Annotated in this window: 17 protein-coding genes; 15 read left to right on the plus strand and 2 right to left on the minus strand. The window is 59.1% G+C overall.

All coding sequences use genetic code 11. The features are described 5' to 3' along the window. Window positions 1-33: 33 nt before the first annotated feature. Both MF4836_RS09140 and map read right to left on the minus strand, forming a co-directional pair. The gene (locus MF4836_RS09140; RefSeq protein WP_020296624.1) at window positions 34-2,736 is read right to left on the minus strand and encodes a [protein-PII] uridylyltransferase; all 2,703 of its coding nucleotides are present in this window, start codon (window positions 2,734-2,736) and stop codon (window positions 34-36) included. A 49-nt stretch (window positions 2,737-2,785) separates the two neighbouring features. Then, on the minus strand, window positions 2,786-3,568 hold the full coding sequence (gene map / locus MF4836_RS09145) for a type I methionyl aminopeptidase (protein WP_078470067.1): 783 nt from the start codon (window positions 3,566-3,568) through the stop codon (window positions 2,786-2,788). A gap of 406 nt (window positions 3,569-3,974) precedes the next feature. On the opposite strand from map, the gene rpsB reads away from it, so the two are divergent. From rpsB to rnhB, 15 genes are all read left to right on the plus strand, one after another. Continuing rightward, complete coding sequence (gene rpsB / locus MF4836_RS09150; RefSeq protein WP_020296622.1) at window positions 3,975-4,712, plus strand: 30S ribosomal protein S2; 738 nt, start codon at window positions 3,975-3,977, stop codon at window positions 4,710-4,712. A 199-nt stretch (window positions 4,713-4,911) separates the two neighbouring features. Continuing rightward, window positions 4,912-5,775: a translation elongation factor Ts gene (tsf, locus tag MF4836_RS09155; RefSeq protein WP_020296621.1), complete on the plus strand. Its 864-nt coding sequence runs from the start codon at window positions 4,912-4,914 to the stop codon at window positions 5,773-5,775. 209 nt (window positions 5,776-5,984) lie between these two features. Further along, window positions 5,985-6,728 carry a UMP kinase gene (gene pyrH / locus MF4836_RS09160; protein WP_003189161.1) on the plus strand — a complete coding sequence of 248 codons (744 nt, stop codon included), beginning with the start codon at window positions 5,985-5,987 and terminating at the stop codon, window positions 6,726-6,728. Beyond that, the gene (gene frr / locus MF4836_RS09165; RefSeq protein ID WP_020296620.1) at window positions 6,725-7,282 is read left to right on the plus strand and encodes a ribosome recycling factor; all 558 of its coding nucleotides are present in this window, start codon (window positions 6,725-6,727) and stop codon (window positions 7,280-7,282) included. Before pyrH ends, frr begins: the two co-directional genes overlap by 4 nt. 15 nt (window positions 7,283-7,297) lie before the next feature. After that, complete coding sequence (gene uppS, locus MF4836_RS09170) at window positions 7,298-8,053, plus strand: polyprenyl diphosphate synthase (RefSeq protein ID WP_078470068.1); 756 nt, start codon at window positions 7,298-7,300, stop codon at window positions 8,051-8,053. After that, complete coding sequence (locus MF4836_RS09175) at window positions 8,053-8,859, plus strand: phosphatidate cytidylyltransferase (protein ID WP_078470069.1); 807 nt, start codon at window positions 8,053-8,055, stop codon at window positions 8,857-8,859. Before uppS ends, MF4836_RS09175 begins: the two co-directional genes overlap by 1 nt. After that, a complete protein-coding gene (gene ispC / locus MF4836_RS09180) occupies window positions 8,856-10,046 on the plus strand; it encodes a 1-deoxy-D-xylulose-5-phosphate reductoisomerase (RefSeq protein WP_078470070.1) in 1,191 nt (396 codons plus the stop codon). Before MF4836_RS09175 ends, ispC begins: the two co-directional genes overlap by 4 nt. A 52-nt stretch (window positions 10,047-10,098) precedes the next feature. Then, window positions 10,099-11,451, plus strand: coding sequence for a sigma E protease regulator RseP (gene rseP / locus MF4836_RS09185; protein ID WP_078470071.1), 1,353 nt, complete (start codon window positions 10,099-10,101; stop codon window positions 11,449-11,451). Between the two features lie 74 nt (window positions 11,452-11,525). Continuing rightward, a complete protein-coding gene (gene bamA / locus MF4836_RS09190; RefSeq protein ID WP_020296615.1) occupies window positions 11,526-13,916 on the plus strand; it encodes an outer membrane protein assembly factor BamA in 2,391 nt (796 codons plus the stop codon). Window positions 13,917-13,961: 45 nt separating this feature from the next. After that, window positions 13,962-14,465, plus strand: a complete 504-nt coding sequence (locus tag MF4836_RS09195) for an OmpH family outer membrane protein (RefSeq protein WP_020296614.1) — start codon at window positions 13,962-13,964, stop codon at window positions 14,463-14,465. A gap of 3 nt (window positions 14,466-14,468) precedes the next feature. Then, window positions 14,469-15,524, plus strand: coding sequence for a UDP-3-O-(3-hydroxymyristoyl)glucosamine N-acyltransferase (gene lpxD / locus MF4836_RS09200; RefSeq protein ID WP_078470072.1), 1,056 nt, complete (start codon window positions 14,469-14,471; stop codon window positions 15,522-15,524). A gap of 109 nt (window positions 15,525-15,633) precedes the next feature. Continuing rightward, a complete protein-coding gene (gene fabZ / locus MF4836_RS09205) occupies window positions 15,634-16,074 on the plus strand; it encodes a 3-hydroxyacyl-ACP dehydratase FabZ (RefSeq protein ID WP_007907157.1) in 441 nt (146 codons plus the stop codon). Next, window positions 16,071-16,847: an acyl-ACP--UDP-N-acetylglucosamine O-acyltransferase gene (gene lpxA / locus MF4836_RS09210; protein ID WP_078470073.1), complete on the plus strand. Its 777-nt coding sequence runs from the start codon at window positions 16,071-16,073 to the stop codon at window positions 16,845-16,847. The genes fabZ and lpxA overlap by 4 nt, the downstream gene beginning before the upstream one ends. Window positions 16,848-16,849: 2 nt before the next feature. Next, on the plus strand, window positions 16,850-17,980 hold the full coding sequence (lpxB, locus tag MF4836_RS09215; protein WP_078470074.1) for a lipid-A-disaccharide synthase: 1,131 nt from the start codon (window positions 16,850-16,852) through the stop codon (window positions 17,978-17,980). A gap of 11 nt (window positions 17,981-17,991) precedes the next feature. Beyond that, a complete protein-coding gene (gene rnhB / locus MF4836_RS09220; RefSeq protein WP_153050226.1) occupies window positions 17,992-18,624 on the plus strand; it encodes a ribonuclease HII in 633 nt (210 codons plus the stop codon). Window positions 18,625-18,673 lie beyond the last annotated feature (49 nt).

Raw genomic sequence — 18,673 nt, forward strand, 5'->3', positions numbered from 1 at the left:
ATCTCACTCAATGCGGCGGGTCGTGGCGCGCGGTTAGATGCTCAGGCGCGACAATTCAATATTCGGTTCCTGGCTGACACTCAACTGCTCGACGATGGCGTCCTGCAGGCGGCTGCACAGTTGCGGGTCGGACAATTGCTGGTTGTGCGCGTCGGTAATGAAGAAAACGTCTTCCACGCGCTCGCCCAGGGTGGCGATCTTGGCGTTTTGCAGCGACAGATCGAACTCGAGGAAAATCTTGCCGATCCGTGCCAGCAGGCCGGGGCGGTCGGGGGCGCTCAGTTCGAGCACGGTCACCGGACGCTGGGCGTCGTTGTGAATGGTGACCTGGGGCGCAAAGGCAAAGTGCTTGAGCTGGCGCGGAACCCGGCGCTGGATGATGGTCGGGTAGTCATCCGGGTTGCGCAGGGCGTCGGTCAGGCCGTCGCGGATCTGTTTGATGCGTTGCGGGTTATCGCCGATAGAGCCGCCGTCGTTGTCGAGCACGATGTAGGTGTCGAGGGTGAACTGGCTGCTGGAGGTGATGATTCGGGCGTCGTGAATGTTCAGGTTGAGCTGATCCATCGCGGCCACGGTCACGGCGAAGAAGTCGTGCTGGTCGGGGGCGTAGATGAAAATCTGGGTGCCACCCTCGAATTCGCGCTGGGTGGTTTCCTTGATCAGCACCAGCGGGCCGCCGTCGGCGGGTTGCTGCAGGATGGCATCGCTGTGCCAGGCCACGTCGCCAGCGGTGTGGCGCAGGAAGTAGTCATCCCCCAGTTGCGACCACAGTTGCTCGACGTCGTCCGGATCGGTGCCGCTGCGCACCAGGATGTCCAGGGCGGCGCTCTGGGTCTGGCGGATCTGCTCTTCGCGATCCACCGGATTTTCCAGGCCGCGGCGCAGGGCGCGCTTGGTCTCGGTGTACAGCTGGCGCAACAGGCTGGCACGCCACGAGTTCCACAGGGTCGGGTTGGTGGCGTTGATGTCGGCGACGGTCAAGACGTACAGGTAGTCGAGGTGCGTCTGGTCGACCACGGTCTGGGCAAAGTCGTGGATCACTTGCGGGTCGGACAAATCCTTGCGCTGGGCGGTGGTCGACATCACCAGGTGGTTCTGCACCAGCCACACGATCAGGCGGCTGTCCCACACCGGCAACTGGTGACGTTGGCAAAAGGCTTCGGCATCCACTGCGCCGATTTCCGAGTGATCGCCATGCCGGCCCTTGCCGATGTCGTGGTACAGGCCGGCGAGGTAGATCAGCTCGGGCTTGGGCAGCTTGCCCATGAGCTTGCTGGCCAGCGGGAATTTTTCCGAGACCTGGGTGTACTGCAGTTTGCGCAGGTGCTTGATCAGATTCAGGGTGTGGGCATCGACGGTATAGATGTGGAACAGGTCGTGCTGCATCTGCCCGACGATAAAGCCGAACTCCGGCAGGTAGCGCCCGAGAATGCCGTAGCGGTTCATCCGCCGCAGGTTGCGATGGATGCCGAATTCGCATTTGAATAGTTCGATAAACAGGCTGGTGTTGCGGATGTCGTTGCGGAACTCGTCGTCGATCAGGTGCCGATGTTCGCGCAGAAGGCGAATGGTGTCAGCCCGCACGCCCTTGATTTCCGGGTGCTGGGCCATCAGGACGAAGATTTCCAGCATGGCGAACGGCGTGCGGCGGAACACGTTGTCGTTGATCGCCTCGATGTACCCGTCGTGCAGTTGGAAGCGCGAGTTGATCGGCTGCGGCGGTGCTTCGTCTTCGGGGGCGAGGATCACCTCCTCGAAGTGCTGGATGATCAGGTCGCTGAGCTGGGCGATGCTCATCACCACCCGGTAGTACTGCTGCATGAAGCTTTCGATGGCTTGCTTGGCGTCATCGCCTTCGAACCCCAGCAGCTTGGCAATCGAGCGCTGGTGATCGAACAGCAAGCGGTCTTCCGAGCGTCCAGCCAGCATGTGCAGGGCGTAGCGCACCTTCCACAGGAATTCCTGGGACGACGCCAGCAGCGCGTTTTCGCTCTCCACCAGGAACCCTTCACCCGCCAGGGCCCGCAGGTTCAGCGTGCCGTACTGGCGGCGGGCGACCCAGAGAATGGTCTGGATATCGCGCAGGCCGCCGGGGGAGCCTTTGACGTTGGGCTCCAGGTTGTATTCGGTGTCGTTGTACTTGTGGTGCCGGGCCTTTTGCTCGGCACGCTTGGCCAGGAAGAAATCCTTGCTCGGCCACATGTGTTCGGTGCTGGTGACTTCCAGCATGCGCTGGCGCAGGTGCTCGGGGCCGGCGATGGTGCGGCTTTCCATCAGGTTGGTGATCACCGTGAGGTCGGCCCGCGCCTCCTGGGCGCATTCGTCCACCGAGCGCACGCTTTGCCCGACTTCCAGGCCGATGTCCCAGAGCAGGGTCAGGAAACGCTCGATGGAGTCGCGGAAAATCTCATGATCGGCGCTGTCGAGCAGAATCAGCAGGTCGATGTCGGAGTAGGGGTGCAACTCGCCCCGGCCGTAGCCGCCGACCGCCACCAGGGCGATGTCGGCGTCTTCGCTCCAACTGAACTGGTCCCAGGCCTTTTGCAGGATGTTATCGACGAACCAGGCGCGGTCCTCGATGAGCCGGCGGATATCCCGTCCGTTGCGAAAGCGTGTGTCGAGCACTTCCCGTGCCTGACGGATGGCTTTCTTGAAGGCCGCGATGGGGCTTGCCTTCAGGGCCAGTTCAGCCTGGAACTGGCCGCGGTCGAACAACTCGGGATCCACCTGCGGCATCGATTGGCTTTCCTTTCTTTCTATAAGGGCAACAACCCGGCGTAGGGAATCAGGCCGAAACGCGGGGAATGGTGTCGTCGCTGCGCAAGGTGAAGATCTCGTAGCCGGTCTCGGTCACCAGCAGGGTGTGTTCCCACTGCGCGGACAGCTTGCGGTCCTTGGTGATGGCGGTCCAGCCGTCGCCCAGGACCTTGGTGTCGGCTTTGCCCTGGTTGATCATCGGCTCGATGGTGAAGGTCATGCCGGCCTTGAGTTCCATGCCGGTGCCCGCGCGGCCGTAGTGCAGGATCTGCGGCTCTTCGTGGAATACCTTGCCAATGCCGTGGCCGCAGAATTCGCGAACCACCGAGAAGCCGTTCTTTTCTGCGTGCTTCTGGATCACTTCGCCGATATCGCCCAGGCGGCAGCCCGGCTTGACCAGCTCGATGGCCTTGTACATGCATTCCTGGGTGATCTGCGACAGGCGTTCGGCCCAGACCGGCACTTTGCCGACGTGGAACATGCGACTGGTGTCGCCGTGGTAGCCATCCTTGATCACGGTGACGTCGATGTTCAGGGTGTCGCCGTCTTTGAGCGGCTTCTCGTTCGGGATGCCGTGGCAGACCACGTGATTGATCGAGGTGCAGATCGACTTGGGAAAACCCTTGTAGTTCAGCGGCGCAGGAATTGCCTGCTGCACGTTGACGATGTAGTCGTGGCAGATGCGGTCCAGCTCTTCGGTGGTGATACCGGGTTTGACATGCTCGGCAATCATTTCCAGCACGTCGGCGGCCAGTTTGCCAGCGACACGCATTTTGGCGATGTCCTCGGGGGTTTTGAGGGTGACGGTCATACAGGCTCTCTCGACGCTCGGTGGCGCTATAAACACGGAATGGCTTGAAAACGGCGGTATTGAAGGCAAAGCCTGGGTGGGCTCGCGACGTTTTCAAAAGCCGCAAAGGTGCGATTCTAACAGACGGCCAAGGCAAATCTGACCCTCTGACGCCGCTTCTCTCTATAGAATGGAGCATTCTGGCCCGATTCCAAGGGCCTGGTAAAAAAGCCCCATAGCGCAATGCACAATCCTGGTTCCGTTTTTACCCTTCCTGTGGTATAAAATGCGCCGCTTTCCGGGGATACCCTGAAAAGCTTAAATCCACACACGTGTCGACACGATGACCTGGGTGCCGGAAGCTTTCATGCTGCTGGTTGGTCATTGGGATACGTGGAGGCCAAACCCGACTTATTAAGGAACTATCATGTCCCAAGTCAACATGCGCGATATGCTGAAGGCCGGTGTGCACTTCGGTCACCAAACCCGTTACTGGAACCCGAAAATGGGTAAGTACATTTTCGGCGCGCGTAACAAGATTCACATCATCAACCTTGAAAAAACCCTGCCAATGTTCAACGAAGCTCTGACTTTCGTAGAGCGCCTGGCCCAGGGCAAAAACAAGATTCTGTTCGTCGGCACCAAGCGTTCCGCTGGCAAGATCGTTGCTGAAGAAGCAGCACGTTGCGGTTCGCCGTACGTCGATCACCGCTGGTTGGGCGGCATGCTGACCAACTTCAAAACCATCCGTGCTTCCATCAAGCGTCTGCGTGACCTTGAAGTGCAAGCCGAAGACGGCACCTTCGCCAAGCTGACCAAGAAAGAGGCGCTGATGCGCACTCGCGATCTGGAAAAGCTGGATCGTAGCCTGGGTGGTATCAAGGACATGGGCGGTCTGCCAGACGCACTGTTCGTTATCGACGTTGATCACGAGCGCATCGCGATCACCGAAGCCAACAAGCTGGGTATCCCGGTAATCGGCGTAGTCGATACCAACAGCAGCCCGGAAGGCGTTGACTACATCATCCCAGGCAACGATGACGCAATCCGCGCTATCCAGCTGTACATGGGTGCGATGGCTGACGCTGTTATCAAGGGTCGCAACCACGTTGCTGGCGGCACCGAGCAGTTCGTCGAAGAAGCTCCGGTAGCTGCAGCTGAGTAATTGACGCCTTGGCGTTGACTCAGTAAGCAAAAAGGGGGCTTGGCCCCCTTTTTGCCAACTCGGAAATCATTTGTTGTGTGCGTATTTGCTGTTTTGTAACGCGATGCGGCTATCAAGTGTATTCGAGGCAGAGCTCAAGATTTGATCGCCCGTTCGGTCGGGTGGAATGGTTGAAAACCTATCCAAGAGGAATTTGAAAATGGCAGAGATTACTGCAGCGTTGGTTAAAGAACTGCGTGAGCGTACTGGCGAAGGCATGATGGACTGCAAAAAGGCCTTGACCAAGGCTGGCGGCGACATCGAGAAAGCCATTGATGACATGCGTGCTTCGGGCGCGATCAAAGCAGCCAAAAAAGCAGGCAACGTAGCTGCTGAAGGCGCGATCGCCATCAAAGAAGACGGCAAAGCTGCCGTGATCATCGAAGTCAACTCGCAAACCGACTTCCTGGCTCTGCAAGAAGACTTCAAAAACTTCGTTGCTGCCAGCGTTGAAAAAGCGTTCGCTGACAAGCTGACCGACGTTGCTCCGTTGATCGCTGCTCAAGAGCCGGCTCGTGAAGCGCTGGTTGGCAAAGTAGGCGAGAACGTCAACATCCGTCGTCTGGCTCGCGTTGAAGCTGACGTGCTGGGTTCGTACCTGCACGGCAACAAGATCGGCGTTGTGGTTGCCCTCAAAGGCGGCAACGTTGAACTGGCTAAAGACATCGCCATGCACGTAGCGGCCAGCAACCCTGAGTTCCTGCTGCCTTCGCAAGTTTCCGCTGAAGCCATCGAACGCGAAAAAGCCGTGTTCCTGAGCCTCAACGAAGACAAGATGAAGGGCAAGCCTGCTGAAATCGTCGAGAAGATGATTGCTGGCCGTATCAGCAAGTTCCTGGCTGAAGCCAGCCTGGTTGAGCAGCCTTTCGTCAAGAATCCAGAAGTGACCATCGGCACTCTGGCCAAGCAAGGCGGCGCTGAAATCGTTTCCTTCACTCGCTTCCAGGTAGGCGAAGGCATCGAGAAGCCGGTCGACAACTTCGCTGAAGAAGTTGCTGCCCAGCTGGCTGCCAGCAAGCAATAAGACAGTTTTCAACTGTCGCCCTGAAGAGGCTGCCCGCTCACGCGCGCAGCCTCTTTTCAAATGGGGAGGCCAATTTTAGTTGGCTGCCTCCGGAACTGGCTTACAAAGCCGTGTTCTGATGGCGCTGTGACAGCGTCAAGCTAGAGTAAGCGCAGGCTGCAAACAGCTTGCAGAGAATTTTTTAAAATACGCCGCAGGAGAGATTCGCAATGGCTCAGCAGGGCAGTGGTTATCAAGCTCGCTATAAACGCATTCTACTCAAGCTTAGCGGCGAGGCCCTGATGGGCTCGGAAGAGTTCGGGATCGACCCCAAAGTCCTGGATCGCATGGCGCTGGAGGTTGGCCAGCTGGTCGGCATCGGCGTTCAGGTCGGTCTGGTGATTGGCGGCGGCAACCTGTTCCGTGGCGCAGCGCTGAGTGCAGCGGGCATGGATCGTGTCACGGGCGACCACATGGGCATGCTGGCCACTGTGATGAACGCCCTGGCCATGCGTGATGCGCTGGAACGTGCGAATATCTCGGCCATCGTCATGTCGGCTATTTCCATGGTGGGTGTGACCGATCACTATGATCGCCGCAAAGCCATGCGCCACCTGAACTCCAAGGAAGTGGTGATTTTCGCTGCCGGTACCGGCAACCCGTTCTTTACCACCGACTCCGCTGCGTGCCTGCGCGCGATCGAGATCGATGCCGACGTAGTGCTCAAGGCAACCAAGGTCGATGGTGTTTACACTGCAGATCCGTTCAAAGACCCGCATGCCGAGAAGTTCGATCATCTGACTTACGATGAAGTGCTGGATCGCAAGCTGGGTGTCATGGACCTGACAGCCATCTGCCTGTGCCGCGACCACAAAATGCCGTTGCGTGTATTTAACATGAACAAGCCCGGCGCCCTGCTCAATATTGTGCATGGTGGCGCCGAAGGAACCCTGATCGAGGAAGGCCAACAATGATCAACGAGATCAAGAAAGACGCTCAAGAGCGCATGAAAAAATCCCTGGAATCCCTGGCCCATGCATTTGGTCAGATCCGTACCGGCAAGGCGCACCCGAGCATCCTGGGCAGCGTGATGGTGCCTTACTACGGTTCGGACACCCCGCTGAGCCAAGTGGCCAACGTCACTGTAAAAGACTCCCGCACCCTGCAAGTCGTGGCGTTCGAGCGCAACATGCTGGCGGCTGTCGACAAGGCAATCCAGAGCGCCGGCCTGAACCTCAATCCGACCAACCTGGGCGAATTGCTGTTGATCTCCATGCCTGCCCTGACCGAAGAAACCCGTAAGGTTTTCGCCAAGCAGGCGCGTGACGCAGCGGAAGACGCGCGGATTGCCGTGCGCAATATCCGTCGCGATGCGCTGAGCCAGTTGAAAGACCTGGTCAAGGAAAAGGAAATCAGCGAAGACGAAGAGCGTCGTGCCGCTGATGACGTGCAGAAGCTGACCGACAAGGCGGTGGCTGATATCGAAACCGCCACCAAGCAGAAAGAAGCGGATTTGATGGCCGTATAAGGGTCAGACGTTTTCATGGAAAAGACCAAGCAGTCCGTATCGTTTTCGGTGCCGCGACATGTCGCGATCATCATGGACGGTAATAATCGCTGGGCTAAAAAACGCTTTATGCCCGGTGTCGCCGGGCATAAAGCGGGTGTCGACGCTGTTCGTGCAGTGATAGAGGTGTGCGCCGAGGCCAAGGTCGAAGTGCTCACCCTGTTCGCCTTTTCCAGCGAGAACTGGCAGCGTCCGGCGGACGAGGTCAGTGCCTTGATGGATCTGTTCTTCAAGGCGCTGCGTCGCGAGGCCAAGCGTCTCAATGAGAACAACATCAGCCTGCGGATCATCGGTGACCGTTCGCGCTTCCACCCGGAACTGCAGGCGGCGATGCGCGAGGCTGAGGCCATCACGGCGGGCAGCAATCGCTTCATCCTGCAGATCGCCGCCAATTACGGCGGTCAGTGGGACATTGCCCAGGCCGCCCAGCGCCTTGCGCGCGAAGTGCAGGCCGGTCATCTGCGGCCGGAGGACATCACTCCGGAGTTGTTGCAGACCTGCCTGGCGACCGGCGACCTGCCGTTGCCCGACCTGTGCATCCGTACCGGCGGTGAACACCGCATCAGTAACTTCCTGCTGTGGCAGTTGGCTTACGCCGAGCTGTACTTCTCCGACCTGTTCTGGCCGGACTTCAAACACGATGCCATGCGTACTGCGCTGGCCGATTACGCTTCTCGCCAGCGACGCTTCGGTAAAACGAGCGAGCAGGTCGAGGCTGGAGCCCCGGTTTAATGCTTAAACAACGAATCATTACTGCGCTGATCCTGCTGCCGATCGCCTTGTGCGGGTTCTTCCTGCTCCAGGGAGCCGGTTTCGCCCTGTTTATCGGGCTGGTAGTGACGCTTGGGGCGTGGGAATGGGCGCGTCTGGCCGGGTTCGATGGCCAGGCGGCACGCGTGGTATATGCCGCGGTGGTCGCGGTGTTGCTGTTTCTCATGTACCTGGTGCCCGGCATCGCGCCCTGGGTGCTGGGTGCTGCGGTGCTCTGGTGGGCGGCAGCGACCTTCCTGGTGCTGACCTATCCGCGCACCAGCGAACATTGGGCGGGCGCTGCCGCCAAGCTGGTGATCGGCCTGTTGATCCTGTTGCCGGCCTGGCAAGGCCTGGTGTTCATCAAGCAGCTGCCGTTGGGCAACTGGTTGATCATGGCGGTGATGGTTCTGGTCTGGGGGGCTGATATCGGCGCCTACTTTTCCGGCAAGGCGTTCGGCAAGCGCAAGCTGGCGCCGCAGGTCAGTCCGGGCAAGAGCTGGGAAGGCGTGTATGGCGGCCTGGCACTGAGCCTGGTGATCACCGCGGTGGTGGGCCTGGTTCGCGATTGGTCTGTCGCTCAGATACTGCTGGGCCTGCTGGGTGCAGCGCTGGTGGTGTTTATCTCGGTGGTCGGCGACCTGACCGAGAGCATGTTCAAGCGCCAGTCCGGGATCAAGGACAGCAGTAACCTGTTGCCCGGTCACGGCGGTGTGTTGGATCGCATCGACAGCCTGACGGCTGCTATTCCGGTGTTTGCGGTGCTGTTGTGGATGGCTGGATTGTGAGTCGTCCTCAGCAGATTACGGTTCTCGGCGCCACAGGTTCTATCGGCCTCAGTACCCTGGATGTGATTGCCCGGCATCCGCAGCGTTACCAGGTGTTTGCCTTGAGCGGCTTCAGTCGCATGGCGGAGTTGTTGGCGCTGTGCGTGCGTCATGCGCCGCGCTTTGCCGTGGTGCCTGAGGCCGCAGCAGCCGGCAGCCTGCAGGATGACCTGCGTGCTGCCGGGCTGCAGACCCGGGTCCTGGTGGGTGAAGAAGGTTTGTGTCAGGTGGCTGCCGACCCCGAGGTCGATGCGGTCATGGCGGCCATTGTTGGCGCGGCGGGTTTGCGCCCGACCCTGGCGGCGGTCGAGGCAGGGAAGAAGATTCTCCTGGCCAATAAAGAGGCGCTGGTGATGTCCGGCGCCTTATTCATGCAGGCTGTGCGTAAAAGTGGCTCGGTACTGCTGCCGATCGACAGTGAGCACAATGCGATTTTTCAGTGCATGCCAGCGGACTTTTCCCGCGGCTTGAGCAATGTCGGTGTACGACGGATCCTGCTGACCGCGTCCGGTGGCCCATTCAGGCAGACGCCGTTGAATGAGTTGCAGGATGTTTCTCCGGAGCAGGCCTGCGCTCATCCCAACTGGTCGATGGGGCGCAAGATATCGGTCGACTCCGCGAGCATGATGAATAAAGGCCTGGAGCTGATCGAGGCGTGCTGGCTGTTCGACGCCAAGCCTTCCCAGGTCGAAGTGGTGATCCATCCTCAGAGCGTGATTCACTCCCTGGTCGACTATGTGGACGGTTCGGTGCTGGCGCAGTTGGGCAATCCCGATATGCGCACGCCTATCGCCAATGCCCTGGCCTGGCCTGAGCGCATCGACTCCGGTGTTGCGCCCCTGGATCTGTTTGCCATTGCGCGCCTGGATTTCCAGGCCCCGGATGAACAGCGATTCCCCTGCTTGCGCTTGGCGCGTCAGGCGGCGGAGGCAGGCAATAGCGCTCCGGCCATGCTGAATGCGGCCAATGAAGTGGCAGTTTCTGCGTTTCTCGAACGGCGCATCCGTTACCCTGAGATCGCGAGTATCATCGCAGAAGTTTTAAGCCTCGAGCCGGTGGTTGCGGTCGACGAACTGGACGCTGTGTTCGCGGCGGACGCCAAAGCCCGTGCCTTGGCTGAGCAATGGTTGAGTCGCAACGGGCGATAGGCGTTGTGACTGGCCAAGCGGTCGGCACCGGATAGGATTGCGGAGAAAGTAGATGAGCGCGCTCTATATGATTGTCGGCACCCTGGTTGCGTTGGGCGTGCTGGTTACCTTCCATGAATTCGGCCACTTCTGGGTGGCGCGCCGCTGTGGCGTCAAGGTTCTGCGTTTCTCCGTGGGCTTTGGTATGCCGCTGCTGCGCTGGCATGACCGCCGTGGCACTGAGTTTGTCATCGCTGCGATCCCGCTGGGCGGCTACGTGAAGATGCTTGATGAGCGCGAAGGCGAGGTGCCTGCCGACCAGCTCGATCAGTCTTTCAATCGCAAGTCCGTGCGCCAGCGTATCACCATTGTTGCGGCGGGCCCGATTGCCAACTTCCTGCTGGCCCTGGTGTTCTTCTGGGTGTTGGCGATGCTCGGCAGCCAGCAGGTACGACCGGTCATCGGCGCGGTGGAGGCGGGCAGTATTGCTGCCAAGGCCGGCTTGAATGTCGGCGAGGAAATCGTCGCCATCGACGGCGAGCCGACATCGGGTTGGGCCGCGGTCAACCTGCAGTTGGTGCGACGTCTGGGCGAGAGTGGCTCGTTGCTGTTCTCGGTGCGAGAGCAGGGTGCGACGGTCGACTCGCCGCGCCAGCTGGTGCTGGACAAGTGGCTCAAGGGTGCAGATGAGCCGGACCCGATCCACTCCCTGGGGATTCGACCTTGGCGACCTGCGTTGCCTCCGGTTTTGGCTGAGCTCGACCCGAAAGGGCCGGCCCTGGCGGCCGGGTTGAAGACCGGCGATCGCTTGCTGGCGCTGGATGGTCAGGCGCTGGGTGATTGGCAGCAGGTCGTCGATTGGGTGCGTGTACGTCCTGATACCAAAATTGTGCTGCAAGTCGAGCGTGATGGTGCTCAAATCGACGTCCCTGTGACTTTGGCAAGCCGTGGCGAAGCCAAGGCGGCTACCGGTTATCTGGGCGCTGGAGTGAAAGCGGTCGATTGGCCGCCGGAGATGATTCGCGAGGTCAGCTACGGTCCGTTGGCGGCTATTGGCGAAGGTGCCCGACGCACCTGGACCATGAGTGTATTGACCCTCGATTCACTGAAGAAAATGTTGTTCGGCGAGCTCTCGGTAAAAAACTTGAGTGGACCGATAACCATTGCTAAAGTGGCGGGCGCTTCTGCCCAGTCGGGTGTCGCTGATTTCCTGAATTTCCTTGCTTATCTGAGTATTAGCCTGGGGGTTCTGAATTTGCTGCCCATTCCTGTACTGGATGGGGGGCATTTGTTGTTCTATCTGATCGAGTGGGTGCGTGGTCGCCCCTTGTCGGATCGGGTGCAGGGTTGGGGGATACAGATCGGTATCAGCTTGGTGGTCGGGGTGATGTTACTTGCCCTGGTCAACGATTTGGGTCGACTGTAACGCTTCGCTGAATTGCGAATCTGCCGCATTTTGCGGCAGTTTGTTTATTGCCAGTTGGAATAAGAAAGGACTTCATGAAACGTCTGCTGCTAACTGCGGTTCTCACCGTATTGATGATCGCCGAAGTTCACGCCGAGTCCTTCACTATCTCCGATATCCGCGTCAACGGCCTCCAGCGGGTCTCCGCGGGTAGCGTCTTTGGTGCCTTGCCGTTGAACGTCGGCGAGCAGGCGGATGATCGTCGCCTGGTGGAATCCACTCGTGCGCTGTTCAAAACCGGTTTCTTTCAAGACATCCAGCTGGGCCGCGATGGCAACGTCCTGGTCATTACGGTAGTCGAACGTCCGTCTGTTGCCAGTATCGAGATCGAAGGCAACAAGGCGATTTCGACTGAAGACCTGATGAAAGGCCTGAAGCAGTCCGGTCTGGCCGAAGGTGAAATCTTTCAGCGTGCGACCCTCGAAGGCGTGCGTAACGAGCTGCAGCGCCAGTACGTCGCTCAGGGTCGCTACTCGGCCACCGTCGACACCGAAGTGGTGCCGCAGCCGCGTAACCGCGTCGGCCTCAAGGTCAACATCAACGAAGGCACGGTTGCTGCGATCCAGCACATCAACGTCGTGGGCAACACTGTATTCCCTGACGAAGACCTGATCGGCCTGTTCGAACTCAAGACCACCAACTGGTTGTCGTTCTTCAAGAACGACGACAAGTACGCCCGTGAAAAACTCTCCGGTGACCTGGAACGTCTGCGCTCCTACTATCTGGATCGCGGCTATATCAATATGGATATCGCTTCGACCCAGGTGTCCATCACCCCGGACAAAAAGCACGTCTACATCACGGTCAACGTGAACGAAGGCGAAAAGTACAGCGTTCGCGACGTCAAGCTCAGTGGCGACTTGAAAGTGCCTGAAGACCAGGTCAAGTCCCTGTTGCTGGTGGAAAAAGGCCAGGTGTTCTCGCGCAAGCTGATGACCACTACTTCCGAACTGATCACCCGCCGTCTGGGTAACGAGGGCTACACCTTCGCCAACGTCAACGGCGTGCCTCAGCCGCACGATGAAGACCACACGGTCGACATCACCTTTGTCGTGGATCCAGGCAAGCGTGCCTACGTCAACCGCATCAACTTCCGTGGCAACACCAAGTCCGAAGACGAAGTGCTGCGTCGTGAAATGCGTCAGATGGAAGGTGGCTGGGCTTCGACCTACCTCATCGATCAATCCAAGACCCGTCTTGAGCGCCTGGGCTTCTTCAAGGAAGTCAACGTCGAAACCCCGGCAGTTCCGGGTGTCGATGACCAGGTCGACGTCAACTATGCAGTTGAAGAGCAAGCGTCCGGTTCGATCACCGCCAGCGTCGGTTTCGCCCAGAGTGCGGGCCTGATCCTGGGTGGTTCCATCACTCAGAACAACTTCCTGGGTACGGGTAACAAGGTCAGCATCGGTTTGACCCGCAGTGAATACCAGAGCCGCTATAACTTCGGTTATGTCGACCCCTACTGGACCGCTGACGGCGTGAGCCTGGGTTACAACGCTTTCTATCGCACCACTGACTACAAAGACCTTGATGTCGATGTTGCCAGCTATGCCGTTGACAGCCTGGGGGCGGGTGTCAGCGTGGGTTACCCGATCAGCGAGACCTCGCGTCTGACCTTCGGCCTGACCGCGCAACAAGACAAGATCAAGACTGGCCTGTACACCGTCGACGAAATCTTCGACTTCGTGAACAAGCAGGGCGACAGCTACCTGAACTTCAAGGCTTCGGCCGGCTGGTCCGAGTCGACCTTGAACAAAGGTGTTCTGGCAACCCGTGGCCACTCTCAGAGCCTGGTTCTGGAAACCACTACGCCTGGCAGTGACCTGTCGTTCTTCAAACTCGACTACCGTGGCCAGTTGTTCCAGCCTCTGAGCGAAAACTACACCATGCGCCTGCACACCGAACTGGGTTATGGCGATGGTTTTGGCGACACCAAGGGCTTGCCGTTCTACGAGAACTACTATGCTGGTGGCTTCAACTCGGTTCGCGGCTTCAAGGACAGCACCCTGGGTCCACGCAGTACGCCGAGTCGTGGTGTAGGTGTGACAGGTAACGCCGGTACAGCGGCCGACCCGGATCAGGATCCACTGCCATTCGGCGGTAACGTTCTGATCCAGGGTGGTGCCGAGATCCTGTTCCCGCTGCCGTTCGTCAAAGATCAGCGCTCCCTGCGTACCTCGGTATTCTGGGATGTGGGTAACGTGTTCAGTTCCAAGTGCGATTCGACTTCCAACACCATCGCCGCTTCGAACGTTAAAACGGAATGTAACGACATCAGTCTCAGCAATCTGGCCAGTTCGGTGGGTGTCGGTGTGACATGGGTCACCGCCCTGGGACCATTGAGCTTCGCCCTGGCGATGCCGATCAAGAAACCGGATGACGCTGAAACCCAGGTGTTCCAATTCTCCCTCGGTCAGACTTTCTAAGAGTCTGATCCAAGATAATGACAATGGATTTTGTAGGAGTGCATCGTGCGTAAGTTGACTCAATTGGTTCTCCTGGCCACCGTTCTGGTCGCGACCCCGGTCTTTGCAGACATGAAGATCGCGGTACTGAACTATCAGATGGCTCTGCTGGAGTCGGACGCTGCGAAGAAATACGCAGTGGATGCCGAGAAGAAGTTCGGTCCTCAGTTGACCAAGCTCAAGACTCTGGAAAGCAGTGCCAAGGGCATTCAGGATCGTCTGGTTGCCGGTGGCGACAAGATGCAGCAGGGCGAGCGTGAGCGCCTGGAGCTTGAATTCAAGCAAAAGGCCCGTGACTTCCAGTTCCAGTCCAAGGAGCTGAACGAAGCCAAGGCTGTTGCCGACCGCGAAATGCTCAAGCAACTGAAGCCCAAGCTCGACAGCGCAGTGGAAGAAGTGATCAAGAAGGGTGGTTTCGACCTGGTCTTCGAGCGTGGCGCAGTCATTGATGTCAAACCTCAGTACGACATCACTCGCCAGGTTATCGAGCGCATGAATCAGCTGAAGTAACCCATGACCGCGATTATTAAGCTCGGCCGATTGGCCGAGTTCCTCGGCGCCACCTTGCGTGGCGACCAGGAGAAAGAAATCACTGGGCTAGCCACCTTGCAGGAGGCTGGCCCAGCTCAGTTGAGCTTTTTGGCAAATCCTCAGTACCGCAAGTACCTGGCTGATAGCCAGGCGGGTGCTGTGCTGCTTAAAGCGGCTGATGCCGAGAGTTATGCCGGTGATGCGTTGGTGGTGCCTGATCCTTATCTGGCCTATGCGCGAATTTCCCATCTGTTCGACCCCAAGCCCAAGGCTGTGGCTGGCGTTCATCCCTCAGCGGTGATTGCCGATGACGCCGTGGTCGATCCGTCGGCCAGTATCGGGCCGTTTGCGGTGGTCGAAAGCGGCGCGTCGATTGGCGCCGGGGTGACGGTTGGTGCGCATTGCTTTGTGGGGGCTCGCAGCGTGGTTGGCGAAGGCGGCTGGCTTGCGCCAAGGGTCACGCTGTATCACGACGTGCGGATCGGCAAGCGAGTGGTCATTCAGTCCGGTGCGGTACTGGGTGGCGAAGGGTTTGGATTCGCCAATGAGAAGGGCGTCTGGCAGAAGATTGCCCAGATTGGCGGGGTCACCATTGGCGACGATGTGGAGATTGGCGTCAATACCGCCATCGACCGTGGCGCCCTGGCCGATACCGTCATTGGCAATGGTGTGAAACTGGACAACCAGATTCAGATCGCCCACAACGTGCAAGTCGGTGATCACACCGCCATGGCCGCCTGTGTGGGGATTTCCGGCAGCACCAAGATTGGCAAGCACTGCATGCTTGCAGGTGGTGTCGGGTTGGTCGGCCATATCGAGATTTGTGACAACGTTTTCCTGACCGGGATGACCATGGTGACCCACTCGATTACCGAGGCTGGCTCCTACTCCTCCGGTACTGCCATGCAACCTGCTGCCGAGTGGCGCAAAAGCGCGGCCCGTATCCGTCAGCTCGATGACATCGCGCGACGCCTGCGGCATCTGGAAAAGCGCGTTGGGGACGTGACCCCTGACGGTAATGCTTCATCAGATGGCTGAAACCATTTCCATATCAAGTGTGCACAGCCGCTAGACTGCCTCCTTGATTTGCTAGAGGAGCACGCATTAGTCGCGCGCTCCCAATCTTTACTACAGGCTTCCCCACGAAATGATGGACATCAACGAAATTCGCGAATACCTGCCTCACCGTTACCCGTTCCTGCTGGTGGACCGGGTGGTGGACTTGGATGTTGAGGGCAAGCGCATTCGTGCCTACAAGAATGTCAGCATCAACGAGCCTTTCTTCAATGGTCACTTTCCCGCGCATCCAATCATGCCGGGCGTGCTGATCATCGAGGCGATGGCTCAAGCTGCCGGCATCCTTGGTTTCAAGATGCTGGACGTGAAGCCGGCCGATGGCACCCTTTACTACTTCGTTGGTTCCGACAAGCTGCGCTTCCGCCAGCCGGTGCTGCCGGGTGATCAACTGATCCTTGAAGCCAAGTTCCTCAGCTGCAAGCGTCAGATCTGGAAGTTCGAGTGCCAGGCTTCGGTCGATGGCAAGCCAGTCTGCTCCGCTGAAATCATCTGTGCGGAACGCAAGCTATGAGTTTGATTGACCCTCGCGCAATCATCGATCCGACGGCCGTTCTGGCCGACGACGTCGAGGTCGGCCCCTGGTCGATCGTCGGCGCTGGTGTGGAAATCGGCGAGGGTACAGTGATTGGCCCCCATGTGATTCTCAAGGGGCCAACCCGGATCGGCAAACATAACCGCATCTACCAGTTTTCCTCGATAGGTGAGGACACGCCCGATCTCAAGTACAAGGGTGAAGAAACCCGCCTGGTGATCGGAGACCACAACGTCATCCGTGAAGGCGTGACCATTCACCGCGGTACGGTCCAGGATCGCTCCGAAACCACCTTGGGCGACCACAATCTGGTCATGGCCTATGCCCACATCGGCCATGACAGTGTGATCGGCAACCACTGCATCCTGGTCAACAACACCGCGTTGGCCGGGCATGTGCACGTGGATGACTGGGCAATCCTCTCCGGTTTCACCCTGGTTCACCAGTATTGCCATATTGGCGCCCATAGCTTTTCCGGCATGGGCACTGCCATCGGCAAGGATGTACCCGCGTTCGTCACGGTATTCGGCAACCCCGCGGAAGCCCGCAGCATGAACTTTGAAGGCATGCGCCGCCGTGGTTTCAGCGAAGACGCGATCCACGCCCTGCGCCGCGCCTATAAAGTGGTGTACCGCCAGGGGCTGACCGTTGACCAGGCCCTGGCCGAGTTGGCCGAGCCTTCTGTGCAATTCCCCGAAGTCGCGATCTTCCGTGACTCGATCCAGTCTTCGACCCGTGGCATCACTCGTTAATCATGAGCAATCTGCGTATTGCGCTGGTGGCTGGCGAGGCCTCCGGCGATATTCTCGGCGCCGGTTTGATGCGCGCACTCAAGGCCCGGCATCCAGCGGTTGAATTTATCGGTGTCGGCGGCCCGCTGATGCAGGCCGAGGGCCTAGTTTCGTACTTCCCCATGGAGCGCCTGGCGGTCATGGGGTTGGTGGAAGTGCTGGGGCGGCTGCGTGAGCTATTGGCACGGCGCAAGAAGCTGATCCAGACCCTCATCGCCGAAAAACCTGACGTGTTTATCGGTATCGACGCACCTGATTTCACCCTGAATATCGAACTCAAGCTGCGACAGGCGGGGATCAAGACGGTGCACTATGTCAGCCCGTCCGTCTGGGCCTGGCGGCAGAAGCGGGTGCTGAAGATCCGCGAAGGTTGCGATCTGATGCTGACGCTGTTCCCGTTCGAGGCAAAATTCTACGAAGAGAAGGGTGTCCCGGTGCGGTTTGTCGGTCACTCCCTGGCCGATGCGATTCCGCTGGAAGCTGATCGTGCTGCGGCTCGTGCTGAACTGGGTTTGCCCGATGGCCCGCTGGTGGCATTGATGCCAGGCAGTCGTGGCGGTGAAGTCGGGCGCCTGGGTGCGCTGTTTCTCGATACTGCGCAACGTCTGCGAGCCATGCGCCCCGGCGTGCGCTTTGTCATGCCCTGTGCCAGCCCCGAGCGCCGTAGCCAGCTGGAGCAACTGCTGGCCGGTCGTGACTTGCCGTTGACCTTGCTTGACGGCCAGTCCCACCGGGCCTTGGCGGCTTGCGATGCGGTACTGATTGCCTCCGGCACCGCGACCTTGGAAGCGCTGCTGTACAAGCGGCCGATGGTGGTCGCCTATCGCCTGGCGCCGCTGACGTTCTGGATTCTCAAGCGCATGGTTAAAAGCCCCTACATCTCCCTGCCCAACTTGCTGGCCCAGCGTTTGCTGGTGCCCGAGTTGCTGCAGGATGAGGCGACGCCCGAAGCCCTGGCGCGGACGTTGTCGCCGCTCATCGAGGGGGGCGAGGAGCAGACTCGCGGCTTCGACGAAATCCATCGGACGTTGCGTCGGGACGCCTCGAACCAGGCGGCTGATGCAGTCCTGAACCTGATCGGCAAAGCGCAATGAGTAACCTGAAGATGCAGATGGGCCTGGACTTTACCCTGGTAGCCGCCACAGAAGAGCTGGTGTGCGGCGTCGATGAAGTCGGACGCGGTCCGTTGTGCGGTGCGGTGGTCACGGCGGCGGTCATTCTGGATCCGAACCGGCCGATCCTTGGTCTCAACGATTCGAAGAAACTCACCGAAGCCCGGCGAGAAAAACTCTACGACGAGATCTGCGAGAAAGCCCTGAGCTGGTGCATTGCCCGCGCTGAAGTCGAGGAAATCGACGAACTGAATATCCTGCACGCGACCATGCTCGCCATGCAGCGCGCGGTGGAAGGGCTGAGCATTACTCCGAAGCTGGCGATGATCGACGGTAATCGTTGCCCGAGGTTGGCCATGCCCGCGGAGGCGGTGGTCAAGGGTGATAGCAAGGTGCCGGCAATCGCCGCAGCGTCGATTCTGGCCAAGGTCAGTCGCGACCGTGAAATGGCGGCGTTCGAGCTGATCTATCCGGGTTACGGCATCGGCGGCCACAAGGGTTATCCGACGCCTGTGCACCTCGAAGCGCTGGCCCGCCTGGGGCCGACGCCGATTCACCGGCGTTCGTTCGCGCCGGTCCGCCAAGCCTATGAAGCACGTGAGAGCTTGAGCGAGACACAGTCCTGAGGCTGATGTTTTAGCCGAGGCCCGGTACAATCCGGGCCTTGTTGTTTTT

Source organism: Pseudomonas sp. MF4836, assembly GCF_002018875.1.
Lineage (GTDB): Bacteria > Pseudomonadota > Gammaproteobacteria > Pseudomonadales > Pseudomonadaceae > Aquipseudomonas.

Excerpts from the sequence above, each read along its gene's own strand:
- MF4836_RS09140 (WP_020296624.1), bottom strand. The coding sequence starts at position 2,736 with ATGCCGCAGGTGGATCCCGAGTTGTTCGACCGCGGCCAGTTCCAGGCT.
- map (WP_078470067.1), bottom strand. The coding sequence starts at position 3,568 with ATGACCGTCACCCTCAAAACCCCCGAGGACATCGCCAAAATGCGTGTC.
- rpsB (WP_020296622.1), top strand. The coding sequence starts at position 3,975 with ATGTCCCAAGTCAACATGCGCGATATGCTGAAGGCCGGTGTGCACTTC.
- tsf (WP_020296621.1), top strand. The coding sequence starts at position 4,912 with ATGGCAGAGATTACTGCAGCGTTGGTTAAAGAACTGCGTGAGCGTACT.
- pyrH (WP_003189161.1), top strand. The coding sequence starts at position 5,985 with ATGGCTCAGCAGGGCAGTGGTTATCAAGCTCGCTATAAACGCATTCTA.
- frr (WP_020296620.1), top strand. The coding sequence starts at position 6,725 with ATGATCAACGAGATCAAGAAAGACGCTCAAGAGCGCATGAAAAAATCC.
- uppS (WP_078470068.1), top strand. The coding sequence starts at position 7,298 with ATGGAAAAGACCAAGCAGTCCGTATCGTTTTCGGTGCCGCGACATGTC.
- MF4836_RS09175 (WP_078470069.1), top strand. The coding sequence starts at position 8,053 with ATGCTTAAACAACGAATCATTACTGCGCTGATCCTGCTGCCGATCGCC.
- rseP (WP_078470071.1), top strand. The coding sequence starts at position 10,099 with ATGAGCGCGCTCTATATGATTGTCGGCACCCTGGTTGCGTTGGGCGTG.
- bamA (WP_020296615.1), top strand. The coding sequence starts at position 11,526 with ATGAAACGTCTGCTGCTAACTGCGGTTCTCACCGTATTGATGATCGCC.
- lpxD (WP_078470072.1), top strand. The coding sequence starts at position 14,469 with ATGACCGCGATTATTAAGCTCGGCCGATTGGCCGAGTTCCTCGGCGCC.
- fabZ (WP_007907157.1), top strand. The coding sequence starts at position 15,634 with ATGATGGACATCAACGAAATTCGCGAATACCTGCCTCACCGTTACCCG.
- lpxA (WP_078470073.1), top strand. The coding sequence starts at position 16,071 with ATGAGTTTGATTGACCCTCGCGCAATCATCGATCCGACGGCCGTTCTG.
- lpxB (WP_078470074.1), top strand. The coding sequence starts at position 16,850 with ATGAGCAATCTGCGTATTGCGCTGGTGGCTGGCGAGGCCTCCGGCGAT.
- rnhB (WP_153050226.1), top strand. The coding sequence starts at position 17,992 with ATGCAGATGGGCCTGGACTTTACCCTGGTAGCCGCCACAGAAGAGCTG.